The following is an 18,548-nucleotide window of genomic DNA, read 5'->3' as shown; positions in this document are numbered from 1 at the left end:
GGCGGCGATGAGGTGTGTTCCCTCGGGGAGGAGGGTCTCCGGGTCCTCGGGCAGCAGGCCCACCAGGTGCTTGCGGTCGGGGCGGCTCGTGTCGGCCAGGGGGTTGCGACAGGAGTCCCCTGTCGCTCAGCCCGGCTGCTGGGTCATCCAGTGCCGGGGGTCTGTGTGGCGGGTTCGCAGGAGGAAGGCGAGGATTCCTGCGGATCCGTCGCTCCAGCTAGTGGAGATGTCTCCGTACTCGTTGGGGAAGACGACGTGGCTGTCACGGTGGGCGCGTTCGGAGGCGATGAGGTGGGCCAGGTCCTCGGCCATCGCGCGGTAGGCGGGGTCCCCGGTGGCGTCGGCCATGTCGAGGAGGAAGTCGCCGTTTCCCGCCAGGCCGTGGCACTGGGCGAGGGCGGCGCGGGAGGCGCGCTCCATGACGGCGTGTGTGGCGCCGCGGGCGAGGTCGCCGAACCGCTCGTCCCCGGTCGCCTGCCAGAGGCGGATCAGGAAGGAGCCGATGCCCGCCGAACCGTGGCACCAGTACGGGGCCGTGGGCGGGTCTGTGGCCTGGGCCGGCCACTGGGCCGCGCGGCCGACCGTCACGGCGTGGGCCACCAGGTGCTCTCCTGCCGCCACGGCCAGCTCCATGTGCTCTGGCCGGTGGGTGACGGCCGCGGCGGCGAGGAGGAAGCAGCCGATGCCCGATGTTCCGTGTGCGAAGCCCAGATAGCGTTTGCCGGCCTCTTCGGAGACGGCTTCGGCGGGGACGGGCCAGCTCACGCCGGACGGTTCGGGCTGTGCGGCGGCGGCCAGCCGGTCGGCTGCGTCGGCGACCAGTTCGGCCAGGCGCGGGTCGCCGGTGCGGTGCCACAGGTGGGCGGCGGCGAGTCCGCTTCCCGCGGAGCCGTGGGTGATGTCGTGACTGGGCGTCGACTCCAGCGGGGCCAACGCCAGGGCCAGCGCGTGGTCGGTGAGTGCGCGGTCGTCGACGGCGCGTCCGGCTTCGTACAGCGCCCAGGCTGTTCCGCGGCCGCCGAAGTGCAGGCCGGGACGTATGGAGCGGGTGTCGGCACGGGCGGCGATCCAGTGGCCCGCGGTGGAGATGACCTCGGGCAGGCGTGGGTCGCCGGTGAGCTCGAAGTACCGGGTCAGGACCGCCAGTACGCCTGCCGCGCCCTGCTGCACGGTGCAGGGGTCGGTCTCTCCGGCCAGGGTGGACACGGGCCACAGCCACCGGTCGTCGGCCGGGGTCATCGAGTCGACGAGGTGGTTCACCATGCCGGTGACGGCGAGTTGCGTCGCGGTGTGCGGGTCGGCTGTCGGCTCCGGTCCGCCAGCGGGATGCGCCGACCGCGCCGACTCCATCGCGCGCAGCGCCTCACGCGCCCTGGCGGGGTCCCAGCGCTCGCCGGGATCGTCCTTCATCAGCCCGAGGATCATCTCCGGCAGGCCGTCCGGCAGCCGCAGCATTGCGGCACAGGCGCTCAGCCAGTCGGCGAACCGTTCCTCCGCCGGCCTGGCGGCCGGCTCCTCGGGCAGCAGGTTGGGCACCTTCCCGGCGAGGACGAAGCACACGGTGGCGCCGAGGCTGTAGTAGTCGGCCGTCGGGGAGACAGGAGCGCCCACTAGGCGCTCGGGGGCGCTGAAGCCGGGGGTCCCGACGTGGGTCGGGAGCGTGACGTCAGCCTTGAGGACGGTGAGCTCCAGGTCGATGAGGCGCAGTTCTCCGTCGGGGCGGACCATGACGTTGCCGGGGGTGAAGTCCCTCAGTACGCATCCGTGGGCGTGGGCCGCGGCGACCAGGTCCACCAGACGTCCGATCTGGGCCAGCGCGTCCGCTCGGTAGCGTTCGCTTCCGACGTCGCGGAAGCACTCGGCGACCCAGGTGCGCAGGGGCACGCCCGGCACCTCCTCCTGGGCGAGGAACAGGTGCCCGCCCGTTTCGAACATCGCGAGCGGCTCCGGTGCCAGTCCCGTGCCCTTGAGCTTCTCCAGGGTCCTGGCCTCGGCCCGCAGCCAGTCCCGGACGTCGGATCCGGAGGCGTCGCCCTCGACGTGCGGCCGGGCCTCCTTGATCACCACGGGGGCGGCGGTGGTGACGTCCGTGCCCCGGTAGACGCCGCCCTTGTTGGTGTGCCGGATCGCTTCCCGTACGGAGAACCGGCCGCTGAGCAGCACCGGGCCGCTCGTCGTCTTCTCCTGCTGCGGTGGGAGCGGTACCGAGGCGGGGAAGGGGCTGACCGCCCAGGCGGGCGGAGAGTACTGACCTGTGCGCTTGTCCTCCACGAGATTGCCGTCGGGGTCCTCGATGCACCACACCAGCAGGCCCTGCTCCGACAGCCGCCGCCGGCCGGCGAAGGCCCCGTAGCGGTAGTGCACGAGGCTGTGCGGGGCGTACGGCTGGTCGGACAGGATCCGGGGGCCGGCCAGTCCGCGAGTGGCCCTGTGCAGCTCCAGCGCTACTCGGGCCGCGTCGTCGTCGGAGGTCGGGTAGACGGTGATGAACTTGCCCGAGCTCCCCCGCGGCGTGGCACGGGAGTTGAGCGCGCTCACCTGCCCGAGGAAGCGGACGAACTTGAATGCCGACTCCTCGCGCAGCAGCACATGCAGGGCCTTCTCGAGGACTTCCGGCGCGGAGGCCGCCGTCGCGGACACGTGCAGTTTCCAGCCCTGCCGGCGTCCTATACCGAGCGGGCGAGTGAGGCGGCACCACATCTCGTCCGCCTCGGTCGTCCAACGCTCGCCCGTAGCTGTGGCCTGTAGCGCCTCGCGCAGCAGGCCTTCCAGGTCGACTTCGGTCAATTGACTCGTCATGCGCGTCCCCCTCAACGGCGAAAACCGTTGGCGGAATATGTCTTCGGTGAAAGAAACGTACAGTTCGCGCCCACCAGAAGTCACTTGGTTCAGCGAGCGCACGGGGTGGTTCCGAGTGAATGAGGCGCAGTCCGGCGCAAATAGAGGCGCACATGCGTCATCGGATAGAAAATGCTCTACCTGTTCGAACAAAACGCCCGTGCCCGGAAAGGACAAACGGTCCGAGTTGATTCATTTCGAATCCACAGGGCCGGCAGTATCGATTCACGAGAGCTTAAACGAAACAGTGACCACAAGCTGCTCCGTAGACCCTGTTGCTCGAACGCCCGCTCCCCGAGGGAAAATGAACCACAAGCAGCGACCGCTTCTGCGGAGAAGGTCATCGAAGCGGACTGCAGCCATACAGCTTCGCTCTCACTCCGACCCCGTTAAAGAGTTCGATTCCGCCGCAACTGCAATCAGAGGCGGGGCGCGATCCGAACATCGGGAAAGCCTCGATCAGGAGTCTGAACTGCACCTACGCAAGACGTCGAACTATCAACGCATGATGGCGAAATGAGGCTGGTCCCGGTTCGATCACGGAAGCGGTCCTCAGAGGATGCCTCACGGGATGCATGGCTTGTGCGGCGGCATCATGAGCGGTTGTGGGTGCTGATCTGTCGCAGCGGCTGGCTGCTGACGAACTCCGGGAGCTGGTCGCCCCGTTGCTGCCGTCGCTGGCTGCTCGTCCGCGGGGCGGTGGGACAGCGCCCTGTGACGAGCGGGCGGTGTTCACGGCTGTGGTGTACGTCCTGTCCGACGCTCTGGGCATCCCGCCGGCCGTCGCGGCGTCGGGGCGAACCTGCACGACAGCCAGGCGTCCAAGCCGCTGATCCTGGCGACACCCGCCATCCGCTCCTGCGGTCCCCCTTGCGACGGCACGACGACGCTCGCCACGTCCACCCCAACTCCCGTACGGGAGAGGCCATTCGTGTCGTGATCCCCCCATAGGCATTCGCTGGCCGTACCGGTGAGGAACGCTGAGCTGCATATCGCGTTGGCGTCGTAAGCGAAGTGAGCACTTCGGCGGGTGGGTGTGGCGTGCGGTATGGGTGGGAGCGCGGAGTCCGGGCCAGGACTGCCGGGTGTATCGAGGACCAGCGGATGGCCGGGCGCCACCGGCCTCCCCGGGCTGCCAGCGAGGTCGCCGACCCAGCGGTGCGCACTCGCCTCCGGGCCCGCACCCAGCAAGAGCCGAGCGCAGCGGCGGCCCCTCCCCTGCACGGAGGCCACGGCATTGAGGTTGCGGACACGAGGCCGTGGCTGGCGGCTTTCGCCACCTGCAGCCGGCGTCTTCTGCCGGGGGCCGTTGGCGAGTTGCCTGAGTACGACAAGGATCTCTGTGCCGAGGTCGGTGTACGCGCTCCGCCACGGCAGGACGCGCTCCGATACCCAATCGAGCGCCAACCGCTGTGGTTTGGTGAACAAGCTCGCCGCATTCGACTCCTACCTTGGGCGCCAACTGCTCGGATCGACCCGAGGGAACCCCCGTGACCAAGCGCAGAAGCGTGTCCATCGTCGTGGTGGCGGTACTGCTGGCCGCCCTCTTCGGCGGCTATACGACCATCGGCTTCAAGAACGAGGCGTCAGCATCCACCGACTTCCATCCCGGCGCGGCGGTCGCCGTGGCCGAGTACGACCTCGGCGCCACCGCGTTCACCGACCCACCGGACTGGCCGTACAAGTCCGAGATCAAGGCGGTCGTGCACTATCCGCGCCGAACACCGCCGGGCAAGATGCCGCTGATCATGCTCTTGCACGGCCAGAACAGCGCGTGCGACACGGAGGGAGAAGAGTCATGGCCCTGCCCGCCAGGTGTTCCGGTGTTCCCGAGCCACCGCGGATACGACTACCTCGGTGACGCTCTGGCACGGCGCGGCTTCGTCGTCGTGTCGCTGAGCGCGAATGGAATCAACCACGGCATGGGAACCTCTCCGCAGCGTGCCCGCCTGATCAACCGGCATCTGGCGATGTGGCAGCAGCTCACCACGACTGGCCGTGGACCGTTGGCGGGCAAGTTCACCGACGCCACCACCGGCGAGAGGACACAAGTCGATTTCCGCGGCAGGGTCGACATGAAACGCGTCGGCACCATGGGCCATTCCGTCGCCGGCGAGGCCGTCATGAGGCACGCCTCAGACAAGCATCGCAAGGACTGGCCGAAGGGCGTGCAGGTCAAGGCCGTCGTCCCGCTGGCCTCCCGGTATTTCGAGATCGTGGAGGGCGACATCAGCGACACCCTGATCACCAGGATCCCCTTCGCCGTGGTCTCCGCGACGTGCTGGGGAACTGGAGACCGGAAGTACTTCGACAACTCCCGTGGCCGCAACACCGTGCCGGTGTATCTGATGACGCTTGTGGCCGGCAACCACAACTTCTTCAACACCGTATGGTCCAGTGCGACCGGCCCCGCTAACGGGGACGACAGCACCTGCCCCAAGAACCCGGCCAAGCCATCGGAGAAGGCGCAGCGGGATTTCGCAGTTCGCTTCTTGACCGCGTACTACGAGCGGACGCTGAAGGGCGACACGACGTATGACCCGATCCTGACCGGCGAGCGCCCCATCCCCGGTGTCACCACCAAGGTTGAACACCTACCGGCCACCAGGTAGTCAGGGTGACGGGACGCATAGTCGCGTCCGGGTTGCTTGACTGCCTCAGCCAGCCCCGGGGCGGGGGCGGGAGCATGACCCCGCCCCGGTGAGGGGGGCTCCTGCTGAGTGGTGGACACGCTGATACTGGATCTGCTGATCCGGAGGAAGAGAGAAGACCGCCGATGGCGATGAAGGACCATTCGGACGAGCTCAAGGCCGCGGCTGAAGGCCGGCCGTGCAACAAGGGGCGGCGGTGCCGCTGGCGGTCCGGACAGCGGATCCGGCAGCTGGAGGAAGGGTGGCCGAGCTCGATGCGAGTAAACGCAAGCTCGCTACCAAGAGGCTGAGCAGAGGCAGCGGCTGCTGCCGGCCCGGGCGATGGTCTCTTTCGTGCTGGCGATGTGCCTGTTCTCGGGGCAGGGATACGAGGAGGTCGCACGGCTCCTGACCCATGGGCAGGAACGGATGGGCCGCCGGAAGGGGACATGGCGGGTACCGACCACTGCGGCGATCGGCCGGGCCCGGCTGCGGGCTGGGCCCTGAACCGCTCAAGGCCCTGTTCGCCCGGGTGCCTTGTCCGGTGGCGACCGAGGAGACAAGCGGGGCCAGGTACCGCGGTGGCGGCGACCTCCTCGTCCTGCCCGAAGGTGTGGATCGCGCTGACCTTCTCCTGCGGGGTGACCGGCTTGATGACCTGCCGACCGGGCCGACGGTTTGCCTCGTCCGGCGTCCACCTGGCCTTGCCCTCGGGCGGGTGGCACGGGGTCCCCATGATGAGGCGGTGCTGCCACAGCCAGCCACGGCTCTGAGCATCAAAGTGGGCCCCGAAGCATTCCAGTTGGCCGAGACGGCGGCTGCAGAGGGCCCAACCGCTACGGACGGACGCATGCGGCAAGATGCGGCACATGACCCTCTCATCGCGTTTCACCCTGCCGGGCCAGGTCCGATCCGTGGCCACGTCCGATCCCTTCGCGCCGCTGACCGTGACCGGCTACGGTGCGAATCACCTGGCGACCGTCATCACGAGGGTCGACCTCTCAGGCAAGGTGGCTTGGCAGCGGACCTACCCCGGGACAGGCAGACCGCAGTCCCGTCTGTCCACGGAGGGCACGCTGTGGGTCGCCTACCCGGATGGCGACGGCCGGCTCCTGGAAGGTGTTCTACCGGACGGATCCACTGGGCCCACCGCCCGCCCGGAGTGCCGCCCCGACGAGGAGATCGGGGCGTTCGTCCTCCTCGACGACGGGTTCGTCATTTCCTGGGCCAGCGCTTCCCGCCTGGTGCGCGGAGAACGAAGCCGGCCCACGTCTGTACCGGAGCCTCGCGTGGCCCGGTACACGCGAGAGGGCGAGTGCCTCTGGTCCACGCCGATCGTGCTCGGTGCGGTGTCGTTCCCGGGTGTAGTGGAAATGGGAGACCGGACCGGATGGGAGATCCAGCCGCGTAGACCTTGGGTTCCAAAGGAGATCGGCGTAGACCACTGGGAGCCACTGCTCGTATCAGCCGACCGGATCGCAGCCAGCTTCACCGACAGACGGGGCGGCATCGGGCGAACGTTCTTCCTCGACCTGGACAGCGGCGAGACCGTGTCGGCCACCTCTCCCGCTCCCACAGGCCGAAAGGCGATAGCTGGACCTGGCCAGTTCCTGATCGGATCCCAGGGCTACGGCGCGTTCACGACCGGCCGCTTCGGCCGCGACGGCGCCGAAACCGCGCGCTGGGCCAGCCACGGAGCCATGCTCGTCGACAAGAAAGGCAGCGCCAGCGGCCCCGAGCTCGAAAATCGCCTGCCTTCGAGATCACGCTTCCGGCGGCTCGCACCGGACAACAGCCTCGTGGACGGACCGGCGCTGACGGGCTACTACACGTCCTACCCCGCGATGGACTGCGAGGGAACCGCGGTGTTCTGGCGCGACGGCAAGCTACTCGCCGTGGACACGGACCTCGCTGGACACGAACTGTTCGCCATGGACGACAGCCGAGCCGTCACCGGTCGTGCGCTACTGCTGAGCGAAGGCAGCGTCGTCGTCTCCCTGGACAACGAGGTCCTGGTTTTCCGTACGCCGCTGGGCCCCCTGGCCGAGGGCCCCTGGGCGTGCGGGGAAGCGAACCTCCAGGGCAATCCTCTGCTGAGCTGAAACTGCCGGGGCGCGGTCATCGGTCCGCCGCGCGGTGGTGACAGCGGTGCGGGCCAGCATCGTGCGTACAGGGCTGTCGCCGGTCAGAACGATCGGGCGCCAACGTGGACATCGAGGTCGGGCCGACGCACCGGCGCTGTGGCGGCACCGGCGAGAGGTTGACCCGGGTCTCTTCGAGTCGTCCTCGTTGAACAGGGTCCGGGCGGAGCATCGGGCAGCGGACGCAGGCTTCTCCGAACTTGCTGTCGCCCACCTCCGCCCGGCAGCGCTCCCGCCGTCTCCCGGATCGAGCGACCCCTTGACCGGCCGACTGCACCGCCCACTCACAACCGCCGTTCCCCTCGTCGCGGCTACCGTGCCGCGAGGATCTGCTCGGCGAGTTCCCGCGCGGATGCGGCAGGGCTGGTGTCGGGGCGGGTGGCTCCGGCCGCCATGACTCCGTCGATGAGCAGCAGGAGCTGGTCGGCGGCATGGGCGGGTTGTGGATGGCCGAGCCTGACGAGTTCGCCTGCCAGGAGTCGGCTCACGCCTTCACGGTAGCGGCGGGTGACGGCGTGTCCTGGATGGTCGGGGTCGGCCAGTGCCAGGTCGGCGGCGAGATAGCGGCAGCCCCGGAAGTCCGGCTGGGCGATGACGGTGGCGAGCTTGTCGAAGACGGCCAGCAGGCGCTCGCGCGGGTCGTCGCCCGCCTCGCGCATGGTCTGCTCATAGCCGGCCTCGTCTTCGGCGGCGCTGCGCCGCAGGACCTCTGCGATCAGGCCGTCTTTTCCGCCGAAGTGCTCGTAGAGGGATCGGCGGGCCACGTTCGCGCTCTTGAGCAGAGTGTCCACGCCCACTCCGACGCCGTGGCGGTAGGTCAGCTCCTGCCCGGCCTCCAACAGGCGCTCGCGAGGGCCTGGCGCTGTACGAGTGTTCATGGCGACAGCCTGCCAGCGGTTGACCGGTAGATCAACCGGTCTATATAGTCGAGGTAGACCGACTGTTCTATCTACTGAGGAGCAGCTATGCCGCCTCGCACGACCGCCGCCGTCATCGACCTGTTCAACCAGGCGTTCGTCCAACACGAACCCGACGTACTCAACGACCTGGTGGGCGAGGGCTGCGTGATGGAGGCGATCCAGCCGGCGCCGGACGGTGAGCGATACGTAGGACGGGATGCGTGTCTCGCCTTCTGGCGAGCGCTCGCGGCCGACCGCACGACCCAGTTCGCGCCCGAGGACGTCGCCGTTGCGGGCGACCGGGCGACGATCCGCTGGCGCTACCGCTTCGGCGACGCACCCGGCGACTCCGTGCGCGGCGTGAACCTCATGCGCGTCGAGGACGGCCGGATCGTGGAGGCCCTGGGCTACAGCAAGACCGCAGGCGAAGTCCCGTTGGCCACCGAGTCGGACGCGGACGAGTGAGCGGCAGCAACGCAGGACACGAGGAAGGAGCAGAGTTCCCTGCGCAGTTACCGCGTCGACAGCGGCGCCGGGTTCGACGGGCCGACGATCCGCGAGCATGAAGACCAGCGCCCGGCCCGGGGCAGGTCCTGTCGCGGTACCTGCCGCAGCCTCGAGCGACAACGCCCTGATGGTGCTGCGCGGCGACCACCCCTCGGGCATCACGTGCAGCCCAGCGGGCGTTGTCCGTGTCGGGCAGCCAGCTGCCTAGCACGAGCCCGCTGCCTGACTTTGGCCTGAACCCGGTCTTGCGGGTCAGCGGGCGACGGAGACGGCGAAGGGCTTGAAGCCGTGTCGGCGCAGGATGTGGGGCACGACCAGGATCATGGCCTCGGTGGCGCGCGCTGTGGTGATGTCGCCGAGGTCCTCGATCCGTTCGGGCTGCCAGCCCAGGTCGCCGAGCAGGCCGGTGACGGTCCTCTTCGCCTGTTCGTCGTCGCCCGAGAGATAGACGGTCGGTGGGGTGGCCAGGGTTTCGGGGGCGGTCATGACCATGAAAAGCATGGTGTTGAGGGTCTTGACCACATGAGTGTCGGGGAGCGCGGCCTGGAGCTTCTCGGCGAGGCTGCTGCCGGGATAGCACAGGTCGCCGGGCAAGCCGTCAGCGGCGTCTCGGGTTGCGTTGGAGACGTCGATGAGGATCTTTCCGGAGAGCTCGGTGCGCAGGTCGGCGAGGCGCTCCAGGGAGCTGTCGCCGGGCGTCGCGTTGATCACGACGTCCGCGGTGCGGGCGGTGGTGCGCTGGTCGGCGAAGGAGACGCGGGGGCCTGTGCCTTCGGCAGCCGCTGTGGTCTCTTCCGTCGGGCTCCGGCGGCCGAGGATGACGTGGTGTCCGGCTGCGGAGAGCTTGCCGGCGAGGTTGGCGCCGACGCGGCCGGCGCCCAGGATGCCGATGTTGGTCATACGGTGATGCTCCTTGCGGTATCGGGGTGGGGAAGAGCGGAGACGTCCGGTCAGGCAATCGGCGAGAGGACCTTGAGGGCGGCGCCGTGGATGCCGGGGGCGGCGGCCAGGAAGTCGCGGCTGCCGGTGTGCCAGGGTTCGCCCGCCAGGTCGGTGACAGCGCCTCCGGCCTCGGAGACCAGCAGGGCGCCCGCGACCAGGCCGGAGCGGACGTCGGAGAACTGCCAGAACGCGTCCATGCGTCCGGCGGCGACGTGGATGAGCTGCATCGTGGCAGGCACGGACACGCGCACGACCAGGCCGTTGACGAGCATGGCGGTGACGGAGTCGCCGATCTGCCGGAAGGTGCGCTCGTCCTCGCCGGGCTTGGCCTGGCCGGTGCCGATGAGCGCGGCGCCCAGGTCGGTCTTGGCGGACACCTGCAGGGGTCGGTCGTTGAGTCGGGCGCCGCCGCCGGCGACGGCGGTGTAGGTGTCGCCGGTCAGCGGCAGGTGGACGACGGTGAGCACCGGCCGGTTGTCGCGGACCAGGGTGGCGGTGACGGCCCAGTCGTCCATGCCGTGGACGTGGTTGATGTTGCCCTCGGCGGGGTCGACGACCCACCACTCCCCGGACGGAAGCGCGCCGCCGGCCAGCTCGTCCTCGGCCCACTGCGACCCTTGCCGGGCCCGCAGCAGCGGCTCCCGCAGCACGTCCAGCACCGCGTCGTCGTTGGCGTGGATCTCGCCGACGACCTCGTCCAGACTCACGCCCCGGGCGTGCGAGGTGTGGCGGTCGCGCAGCGTGACGCCGGCGGCCTTCACCGCGGCGGTCACGTCGGACAGGAGCGTCGTGTCGGCGGCGAAAGGCATGGCTGTGCTCATGGTGGGCTCCCTGGGCTCGGTCGATGCGGGGATGTTGCCTCGCCCCCGCACTTCGAAGGTAGAGCGCCTGACGGTTAACAACCAGTGCATGCTTGTCACTTGTAGAGTTACTCTCATGCAACTGGATCTGAACCTGCTCACCGCCCTGGACGCCCTGCTGGAAGAAGGCAGCGTCGCCGGCGCCGCAGCACGCCTCCACGTCACCTCACCGGCGATGAGCCGCTCCCTGGGCCGCATCCGCAAGGCCACCGGTGACCAGATCCTCGTCCGCACCGGCCGCACCATGGTCCCCACCACCCGCGCGCTGGCCATGCGTGCCCAGGTCCACACCCTTGTGCAGCAGGCTCACCAACTTCTTACCGCGCAGCAGGAACTCGACCTAGCGGCTCTGGAGCGGGTGTTCACCGTGCGCTGGCACGACGCCCTGACCGCAGCCTGCGGCACCGCCCTGATCACCGCCGTCCACCGCCAGGCCCCCGGCGTCCAACTGCGCCTGCCCGCCGAACCCGGGACGGACGACGCCGAGCTGCGCCGAGGCGAGGTCGACCTCGAATCAAGCTCCAGTGCTCCGACGCTCCCCGACATCCGCCACCGCCTCGTCGGCAGGGACCGGCTGATCGTCGCCGTCCGCCCAGGCCACCCGCTCGCCGAAGGCCCGCTGAGCCTCGAGCGCTACGCAGCCGCCGAACACCTCACCGTCTCGCGGCGCGGAAACCTGCGCGACCCGATCGACGACGCCCTGACCACACGCGGCCTCGAACGACGCGTCGTCGCCGCCGGGCCCACCGCCGCCTTCGCCCTGCAACTCGCCCTCGACACCGACCTGGTCGTCACCCTCCCCGACGCGGTCACCCGCACGGCCCGGGAACAACTCGGCCTGGCCTCGCTGCCGCTCCCACTCCCGCTGCCCGGCATCCCCCTGTACCTGCTCTGGCACCAGCGCTACGACAACGACCGCGCCCACACCTGGCTGCGAGACCTGGCCACCGAAACCGTCCAGGCACTATTCGCACCACCGACAGCCTCTCAACAGCCCCTCGCCAACCGGACCGGGCAGTGACGGACACGCCCAGGGAAAACCGCGGCTGCTGACGGAAGTCGGGATCGACGTATCCCTCACCGAAGGTGGGCAGGCAGATGCCGGTCGACGCCTGTCCCTCGGAGAGGATCGGCCGGGACAGCGCGGCCCGGCACCCGGTGGCGAGCGCGTCGGCGGCGTGGCTGAGCTGGGTCGACAGGGCGAGTACGGCCAGCAAGGTCTCGATGCCGCCGAGGGCGCTGCGGATGGCGGCGCGGGTCGCCTGGTGCTCGGCCCGACCGGACCAGAAGCGGAACTCCGGCACGTCGTCGCCACAGCCCCGAACGCCACGAGATCGAGCGCGTCTGACGGTCGGTGAACGAGGACATCCCCCTCCGGACCTGCCCCTGGATCGAAGAACCGCACGCCGCTCCCGAGCAGGCCCCCACACAGCCGGACGCTCTCCTCCACACAGCAGCACCCGGCCTACGCAAGACCGCTTAGAGTATGCGCGTGACCGAGCAGAACGCCGAACTCATCGCCGGCCGGTACCAGCTGGTCGAACGCATTGGCCAGGGCGGTATGGGCCGGGTCTGGCGTGGCCTGGACCAGCAGCTCTTCGGACGCGAGGTCGCCATCAAGGAGATCCTCTTCCCGCCGGGGATGGACGAGGACGACCGCGCCACGCTGCTCAGGCGCTTCACCGGCGAGGCCCGCGCGGCGGTGACACTCAGCCACCCCGGGATCATTACGATCCATGACGTCGTGGAACACCGCGGCTCCCCCGTGATCGTCATGGAGTTCATCCGCGGGCAGTCCCTGGCCGCCGCCATCCGCCGGCAGGGCCGACTGCCCGTGCAGCGGGTGGCCGAGATCGGCGCCGCCATGCTCGACGCGCTTACCGAGGCGCACGAAGCACGAATCGTCCATCGCGACATCAAACCGGACAACGTGCTCCTGACCAAGGACCGGGTCGTCCTCACCGACTTCGGCATCGCGCACCTCGCGGACGCCACGACCAAGCTGAGCCACAGCGGGATCGTCATCGGCACGCCGCAGTACATGCCCCCGGAGCAGCTGGAGGGCAGGCGCCCGACCCCCGCCAACGACCTGTGGGCGCTCGGCGCCACCCTGTACCACGCCGTCGAGGGGCACCCGCCGTTCGAGGCGGAAGGGCTCCACGCCCTGGCCGTGGCCGTCTTCACCCGCCCGCACCGGCCGCCGGTCCACGCCGGGCCGCTCGCACCCGTACTGGAGGCGCTGCTCGCAAAGGACCCGGAGCAGCGGGTCGGCGCCACCGAGGCCGCCGGGATGCTGGCGTCGGTGCTGCGCTCCATCCCGGCCCGCGACGACGCGGCCTCCACGCAGGAGCCGGAGCCGGACTCCGAGCGTGATCCCGCACCGGAACCGGCGCCGGACGCCGCGACGGAGCAGGCGCTCCCCCCAACGCCTCCTACGCCTCCTACGCCTCCTACGCCCACGACACCGCACACGCCCACGGTCCTGGACTCCGGGGAGGCCCCACACGACCCCCCGCGCCCCGCCCCGGACCGGCCGACCGACCCGCCGCCGGTCCCCGTACCCGTCCCCCCGACCGAGGACTTGGTCTCGCTGGGGACGACGGCCAAGGTGGAGGCAGGCGAGCAGCGGCCGGTACGGACGCGCGCCCTCACCCGGCGTTCCGTCGTCCTGGCCGCGGCCCTGGCCACGCTCGCGGCCGGTTCCGTCCTGACCTGGTCCCTCTCCCGTGAGGACGACACACCCCGCGGCGGCGGAGCGGCCGGCAGCGGCGCCGCGGCTTCTGCCGTCACGGTGGTGATCGGCGTGGACGCACCGCTCAGCGGCAGTCTGTCCGCCATAGGCCTCGGTATCCGGAACTCCGCCGACCTGGCAGCCAGGGCCGCGAACGAGAAGCGGCACGTCCCCGGCGTGAACTTCGAGATCAAGGCCCTGGACGACGCCGCCGACCCCGCCAAGGGCAGCCCGAACGCCGCCCGCTTCGTGTCCGACGCGAAAGTACTGGGCGTCGTCGGACCGCTGAACTCCGGCGTAGCCCAGACCCTCGTGGAGCCCCTGGCCCAGGCGGACCTGGTCAACGTCTCACCGGGCAACACCAACCCCGCACTGACACTGGGCCCCGACTGGGCCGCGGGCGCCAAGTCCCGTCCGTACGACACGTACTTCCGCACCGTGACCACGGACGTGGACCAGGGGCCGTTCGCCGCCCGGTACCTCCACGCCGAGGCCGGGAAGAGCAAGCTGTACGTCATCGACGACAAGAGCGCCTACGGCACCGGCCTCACCTCCGGTTTCACGGCCGAGTTCGAGAAGCTCGGCGGGACCGTGGTCGGCACGGAGCAGGTCGATACCGCGCAGCGCGAGTTCCCCGGCCTCGCCGCGAAGGTCCGGGCCTCGGGCGCCGACGCCGTCTACTTCGGCGGCTACTACGACACCGCCGCGCCGCTCTCTCAGCAGCTCAAGCAGGCCGGGGTCGACATCCCCCTGATGGGCGGCGACGGCATCTTCGACCAGCAGTTCCTCACGACGTCCGGCCCGAAGACCGACGGCGACCTCGCCGTCAACATCGGCATGCCCGCCGAACACCAGGCGGGCGGGGCGGACTTCCTCGCCCGGTACCGCAAGGCGGGTTACCCGGATGCGGCCGGCTGGTACGGGCCGTACGCCTACGACGCGACCTGGAGCCTCATCGAGGCCGTGAAGTCCCTTGTGACGGCCAACGGCGGCGCCCTCCCCCGGGACGCGCGCGCGAAGATGCCACAGGCCGTGGCCCGGACCGCCTTCGACGGAGTCACCGGCCACGTCGCCTTCGACGAGTACGGCGACACCCGCAACCGGCATCTGACGGTGTACTCGGTGGCCGCCGGCCAATGGACCACCGTGACCAGCGGCCCCGCCAGTCCTTGACGCCCGCCCACCGAACCGGTTCGAGCAACCGGGACACGCCCGAACGGACACCGAGGCCGCCGTTGTGCAGGGCGGTCGCACCCGCCCTCGGGCAGGACCGCGTGCACCGACCGGACCCACCGGCGAACAGCCGGTGGGGTCCGTTGGCTTGTCTGCCCATTGCCGGATGAGCTGAACTCCGGAGGACTGTGGGCCGGGGGGAACCGTCCGAGCTGCGCGATCGTCGGTTACGGATGTGACTGAAGTGACGCCCACGCTGCCTGCCGACCACCGCGAACTGATCTCCGACCTGTCCGGGATCGTCAGCGACTACCCCTATGCAGATCCCGAGTCGACCCTCGCCGTCCTCGCCGGCGACGCGGCGGAGGCGCTCGGCCGCGTCGCCGCCCCGGAGGGCCGCCGGGAGCGGACCGGATACACGATCCTCCTGCATGCCACCTGCTGGTACGTCAGCGCACGAATCTTCAGCAAGTCCCTGTTCGCGTCGTACATACAGGCCCTGGACGGGTTCCGTGCGCAGTTGGACCGGGCCTCCTGCGCCTGCCCGGCCGGCGCCCACCCCGCAGACCTGGACTCGGAGTACGAGGTCGAGGCCGGGGTGAGCATGCTGACCGAGGCCGGACGGGCCGCGTTCGCCGAGGACTACGGTCTCGACGAGGAGGAGTCGGCGGTGTTCGACTGCGAGGGCTTCCTCGCGGACCTCGCCGACGAGGCCCTGGCCCGCTTGCACGAGGCGCACCGGGAGCTCTTCGGCGGCGTCGACGTCTCCCATCTGGACACGCGGTTCGTCCAGGACGACGGCCGCGTCGACGTCGTCGCCATGCAGGAGGCGATCAGCCGCAGCTGGGAGGACAACGCCGGTCCGGTCGCCCTGTGGTCCGCCCGCCGCTGGCTCGCCGGGCAGATGCGGGACGAGGAGCGGATCGGCCTGTTCCTGTGCCTGTGGATGGGCATCGCCCAGTCGTACGGGGGTCTGCCGCCCTCGTACGCGCGCGACCTGGCCGCCGCGCTCGCCACCATCGACCTGGACGTCTCCTGCGAGCATCCGAAGCACCCCTGGTCCACCGCCGACTCCACCGTGCAGTCCCGGTACCGCGCAGTCGTCCACCTGTACGCACCGGAAGACCACCCCGACACCCCCGTGCCCGCCGAGCTCTCGGCCCGCGAGCTGTGGGAATGCCCCGTGCAGTACGCCCAGTTGACGCGGAAGGCGCTGGAAGACCTCGAGGGATGGCGCCCCATGCGCGGCGGCGACGACGAGGACTGGGAGCACTGAACGGGACGGCGCCGCTTCGGCGCTCGTTCAACTCCCCCTCCAGCAGGAGCGAGCAGGTCAAGATGATGACGAGCTCGCCCATCATGTCGTCGAGCCAGAAGGTGCGGCAGTTGCCCCCAGACGGAGGTGGTGCCGCGATCCTGGCGTCGGAAGGCGACTAGGCTGTGTGTCGAAAGTGGATCTTATGCTGTGGATGATCACGGTTCATGGGTCGGGGAGATCTCACGGATGAGCAGTGGGCGGTGCTGGAGCCGTTGTTGCCGAAGGGCACGAAGGCGGGTCGGCCACCTGTCTGGCCTCGGCGGCGGTTGATCGATGGCATACGGTTTCGGGTCCGTACAGGGGTTCCGTGGCGGGACGTGCCCGTCGAGTACGGGCCGTGGGGCCGGGTACGACTTGTTCCGCCGGTGGCAGCGGAACGGCACCTGGCATCAGGTCCTCACCCGGCTGCAGTCCTTGGCCGACGCGAAGGGAAGGATCACGTGGGACCTGAGCGTCGACTCCACGGTCTGTCGTGCTCATCAGCATGCGGCTGGGCCCCGCAGGCAGGGTGACCTGCAGAAGGAACCGCCAGGCGGTGTGTTCACCGAACCCGAGGATCACGGACTGGGTCGCTCACGCGGCGGGTTCACCACCAAGTTGCATCTGGCCGTCGAGCAGGGTCAGAAACCCATGTCGATCGTGATCACGGCCGGGCAGCACGGTGACTCGCCGCAGTTCGAACCCGTGTTGGACAAGATCCGCGTGCCCCGCATCGGTCCGGGACGGCCACGCGGCCGCCCCAACCGAGTGCGGGCCGACAAGGCGTACGCCTCCCGCAGGAACCGCGGCTACCTGCGCCGCCGCGGGATTCGCTGCACCATCCCGGACAAGGCCGACCAGGCCCGCAACCGCCGAAGGCTCGGTTCCCGCGGCGGCCGGCCGCCGCGCTTCGACCCGGCCGACTACCGCGAGCGCCACGCGGTCGAGTGTGGGATCAACCGCCTCAAGAGGAACCGCGCTGTCGCCACGCGGTACGACAAGCTCGCTGTCCGCTACGAGGCGACAGTCCTGGTCGCGGCGATCAACGAGTGGCTGTAATCCTTCACTGAAAAGGCATCGGGGTCCACGGCAACGCCTCCCGCCATCTCAGACAGCAGGTCGTGCAGAACCTCCTTGGTCGGATCGTCCACGGTACGACCGCCCGCTTCAGCTACACGCAGCACTGGCTTCAGCATGCACGCGACTGTACCGACCCATAGGACGCAACTGCCCAGCCGTCCACAACCTCCCGAGGCACACTACGGGTAGGCTCGTAGGTATGGGAATTGACTGGGAGAACATACTCGGCGCAAGCGGTAACGGCCTCGACGATGCCTACGACAGCGCGGTCTCCGCGGTCATCTACAGCGATGACCCGGGGGAGGACCGTCGGCCACTCCCAGTCGGCGAAGAGCACGACGACACAGACGGCTTGCGCTGAACTGAGCGCACGCACGAAACGCCCCGGCATGCCGCGGCGTTTCGCCGTCTCAGAGATCGTGTCAGGTCAGGGGTCAGTCAAGAGGCGGCCGAGCTCAACTCTGCCGCTCGTCGCCGCCTTCACCGAACTCGTCATCCCCGGCAACGGCACAGGTGACGGCCAGCACTACGACACGGGGGTGCTGCCCGAGCACCGAGGTCACGGCCTCGGCCGATGGATGAAGGCCCAGTCGATCCGACAGACCCACAGGGACTATCCGGACCTCGGTGGCCTCCTGACCGACACCGCCGACAGCAACGCGCACATACGACGGGTCAACGACGGTCTCGGCTACACACCCACGCACACGACACACCAGTATCAGCTCGACCTTTAGCAGAGAGCGGACGGGCCGGACCGGGACTTCACCACGCCCGGCCTGTCCGTGCTTTCGATACACGCCCTAGATCGCCCCGGGCAGGCAGCTGTTGGCTTCTGGAACAGGCAGCGGGTAGGGACGTTCTGCCAGATCGAGTTCCTCGGGGCGCTCTGTCTGCAGGCCCAGATGCCAGCGAAGCGCGTTGAGGACCGGTTCGGGTGTGTTGTCCCGGAGGAAGCACGTGAAGACGACTTCGTAGTGGAGGCTCACAGGCGCACTCTGCAGAGCTGGACTGACAAGTCGGCCGCTCGGATGCGCTTCGTGCAAGCAGAGTGCGAGGATGCCGGGGTGGTGAACATGAGGGAGTGGGACCGCGTCCGCTGTGACCTGCGGTTTGGCCAGCGATTCCAGGGGAGGGTGACAGGTGTCCCAGCCCTGGGAGCGATCGGGATCTTCGTCGACATCGGCCTTCCGGTCGGCGGTTTCGTCGACGTGCTCTTGCTGCCGACGGCCGAGGAACGCTGGCCAGTCGAAGGGGCGGCTGCCGAGTTCGAGGTCTGGTGGGCTGACGAGCGGCCGCAGGTGCGGCTCAAAACCGGTGGACCCCAGGTTCCTGCGCGATGACTTCGACCGATGGCAGGCGAAGTGGCGGCCGGGCTGGCAGGCCGAGAGAGGGCAGCCGATTCCTGAGAGCACGGCATCGGCTCAGGCGTGGGTTGACGCGACGGCGG

The 18,548-nt window shown here is 69.4% G+C and carries 15 protein-coding genes and 2 pseudogenes; 11 read left to right on the top strand and 6 right to left on the bottom strand.

The genetic code is table 11. The annotated features are described in order from the left end of the window. Positions 1 to 126: 126 nt before the first annotated feature. A complete protein-coding gene (gene lanL / locus AB0M39_RS08340; protein ID WP_365361492.1) occupies positions 127 to 2,799 on the bottom strand; it encodes a class IV lanthionine synthetase LanL in 2,673 nt (890 codons plus the stop codon). Between the two features lie 1,547 nt (positions 2,800 to 4,346). Between lanL and AB0M39_RS08335 the strand changes: the two genes are divergently transcribed. Then, entirely contained in the window at positions 4,347 to 5,450 is a 1,104-nt protein-coding gene (locus AB0M39_RS08335; RefSeq protein ID WP_365361490.1) for a hypothetical protein, read from the top strand. Positions 5,451 to 5,810: 360 nt separating this feature from the next. Beyond that, a complete protein-coding gene (locus AB0M39_RS08330; RefSeq protein ID WP_365361487.1) occupies positions 5,811 to 5,975 on the top strand; it encodes a transposase domain-containing protein in 165 nt (54 codons plus the stop codon). Between the two features lie 76 nt (positions 5,976 to 6,051). Here the strand turns inward: AB0M39_RS08330 and AB0M39_RS08325 are convergent. Then, a pseudogene (locus tag AB0M39_RS08325) lies at positions 6,052 to 6,186 on the bottom strand (DUF6192 family protein); the annotation flags it as partial. Positions 6,187 to 6,382: 196 nt separating this feature from the next. Here AB0M39_RS08325 and AB0M39_RS08320 point away from each other — a divergent pair. Then, entirely contained in the window at positions 6,383 to 7,570 is a 1,188-nt protein-coding gene (locus tag AB0M39_RS08320; protein WP_365361485.1) for a hypothetical protein, read from the top strand. Positions 7,571 to 7,920: 350 nt separating this feature from the next. Here AB0M39_RS08320 and AB0M39_RS08315 read toward each other — a convergent pair whose 3' ends face one another. Next, positions 7,921 to 8,487 (bottom strand): TetR/AcrR family transcriptional regulator, encoded by a 567-nt coding sequence (locus tag AB0M39_RS08315; RefSeq protein ID WP_365361482.1) that lies wholly within the window; start codon positions 8,485 to 8,487, stop codon positions 7,921 to 7,923. An 87-nt stretch (positions 8,488 to 8,574) separates the two neighbouring features. Here AB0M39_RS08315 and AB0M39_RS08310 point away from each other — a divergent pair, with 87 nt between their 5' ends. Beyond that, complete coding sequence (locus tag AB0M39_RS08310; RefSeq protein WP_365361480.1) at positions 8,575 to 8,973, top strand: nuclear transport factor 2 family protein; 399 nt, start codon at positions 8,575 to 8,577, stop codon at positions 8,971 to 8,973. Between the two features lie 294 nt (positions 8,974 to 9,267). Here AB0M39_RS08310 and AB0M39_RS08305 read toward each other — a convergent pair whose 3' ends face one another. Together AB0M39_RS08305 and AB0M39_RS08300 are read right to left on the bottom strand one after the other, a co-directional pair. Continuing rightward, positions 9,268 to 9,969, bottom strand: coding sequence for an NAD(P)-binding domain-containing protein (locus AB0M39_RS08305; RefSeq protein ID WP_365361512.1), 702 nt, complete (start codon positions 9,967 to 9,969; stop codon positions 9,268 to 9,270). Continuing rightward, positions 9,966 to 10,778, bottom strand: a complete 813-nt coding sequence (locus tag AB0M39_RS08300; RefSeq protein ID WP_365361478.1) for an inositol monophosphatase — start codon at positions 10,776 to 10,778, stop codon at positions 9,966 to 9,968. The genes AB0M39_RS08305 and AB0M39_RS08300 overlap by 4 nt, the downstream gene beginning before the upstream one ends. Before the next feature lie 115 nt (positions 10,779 to 10,893). On the opposite strand from AB0M39_RS08300, the gene AB0M39_RS08295 reads away from it, so the two are divergent. From AB0M39_RS08295 to AB0M39_RS08280, 4 genes are all read left to right on the top strand, one after another. Next, the gene (locus tag AB0M39_RS08295) at positions 10,894 to 11,838 is read left to right on the top strand and encodes a LysR family transcriptional regulator (RefSeq protein ID WP_365361476.1); all 945 of its coding nucleotides are present in this window, start codon (positions 10,894 to 10,896) and stop codon (positions 11,836 to 11,838) included. A gap of 471 nt (positions 11,839 to 12,309) precedes the next feature. Then, positions 12,310 to 14,721, top strand: coding sequence for a bifunctional serine/threonine-protein kinase/ABC transporter substrate-binding protein (locus AB0M39_RS08290; RefSeq protein WP_365361474.1), 2,412 nt, complete (start codon positions 12,310 to 12,312; stop codon positions 14,719 to 14,721). Positions 14,722 to 14,956: 235 nt separating this feature from the next. Next, on the top strand, positions 14,957 to 15,997 hold the full coding sequence (locus AB0M39_RS08285; protein ID WP_365361472.1) for a hypothetical protein: 1,041 nt from the start codon (positions 14,957 to 14,959) through the stop codon (positions 15,995 to 15,997). Positions 15,998 to 16,203: 206 nt separating this feature from the next. After that, a protein-coding gene (locus AB0M39_RS08280; protein WP_365361470.1) for an IS5 family transposase occupies positions 16,204 to 17,077 on the top strand; the annotation gives its coding sequence in 2 pieces (ribosomal slippage) (positions 16,204 to 16,391 and positions 16,390 to 17,077; 876 coding nt in all). Here the strand turns inward: AB0M39_RS08280 and AB0M39_RS08275 are convergent. Further along, entirely contained in the window at positions 17,032 to 17,214 is a 183-nt protein-coding gene (locus AB0M39_RS08275; RefSeq protein ID WP_327383086.1) for a hypothetical protein, read from the bottom strand. The genes AB0M39_RS08280 and AB0M39_RS08275 overlap by 46 nt on opposite strands. A gap of 83 nt (positions 17,215 to 17,297) precedes the next feature. On the opposite strand from AB0M39_RS08275, the gene AB0M39_RS08270 reads away from it, so the two are divergent. The 3 genes and pseudogenes from AB0M39_RS08270 to AB0M39_RS08260 all read left to right on the top strand — a co-directional run bounded on the left by AB0M39_RS08270 (position 17,298) and on the right by AB0M39_RS08260 (position 18,441). Beyond that, positions 17,298 to 17,459 carry a hypothetical protein gene (locus AB0M39_RS08270; protein WP_327383085.1) on the top strand — a complete coding sequence of 54 codons (162 nt, stop codon included), beginning with the start codon at positions 17,298 to 17,300 and terminating at the stop codon, positions 17,457 to 17,459. 109 nt (positions 17,460 to 17,568) lie between these two features. After that, positions 17,569 to 17,835, top strand: a pseudogene (locus tag AB0M39_RS08265) (GNAT family N-acetyltransferase); the annotation flags it as partial. A 48-nt stretch (positions 17,836 to 17,883) separates the two neighbouring features. Then, positions 17,884 to 18,441: a hypothetical protein gene (locus tag AB0M39_RS08260; RefSeq protein ID WP_365361468.1), complete on the top strand. Its 558-nt coding sequence runs from the start codon at positions 17,884 to 17,886 to the stop codon at positions 18,439 to 18,441. Positions 18,442 to 18,548 lie beyond the last annotated feature (107 nt).

Source organism: Streptomyces sp. NPDC051907, from assembly GCF_040681075.1.
Taxonomy (GTDB): Bacteria; Actinomycetota; Actinomycetes; order Streptomycetales; family Streptomycetaceae; genus Streptomyces.
The sequence above is the reverse complement of the archived record's forward strand: the minus strand, read 5'-3'. Positions and strand labels throughout refer to the sequence as shown.

Bases quoted from the DNA above. Each gene is read 5' to 3' on its own strand.
- AB0M39_RS08270 (WP_327383085.1), top strand. From the start codon at position 17,298: ATGGGAATTGACTGGGAGAACATACTCGGCGCAAGCGGTAACGGCCTC.
- AB0M39_RS08330 (WP_365361487.1), top strand. From the start codon at position 5,811: ATGGTCTCTTTCGTGCTGGCGATGTGCCTGTTCTCGGGGCAGGGATAC.
- AB0M39_RS08315 (WP_365361482.1), bottom strand. From the start codon at position 8,487: ATGAACACTCGTACAGCGCCAGGCCCTCGCGAGCGCCTGTTGGAGGCC.
- AB0M39_RS08300 (WP_365361478.1), bottom strand. From the start codon at position 10,778: ATGAGCACAGCCATGCCTTTCGCCGCCGACACGACGCTCCTGTCCGAC.
- AB0M39_RS08295 (WP_365361476.1), top strand. From the start codon at position 10,894: ATGCAACTGGATCTGAACCTGCTCACCGCCCTGGACGCCCTGCTGGAA.
- AB0M39_RS08275 (WP_327383086.1), bottom strand. From the start codon at position 17,214: ATGCTGAAGCCAGTGCTGCGTGTAGCTGAAGCGGGCGGTCGTACCGTG.
- AB0M39_RS08310 (WP_365361480.1), top strand. From the start codon at position 8,575: ATGCCGCCTCGCACGACCGCCGCCGTCATCGACCTGTTCAACCAGGCG.
- lanL (WP_365361492.1), bottom strand. From the start codon at position 2,799: ATGACGAGTCAATTGACCGAAGTCGACCTGGAAGGCCTGCTGCGCGAG.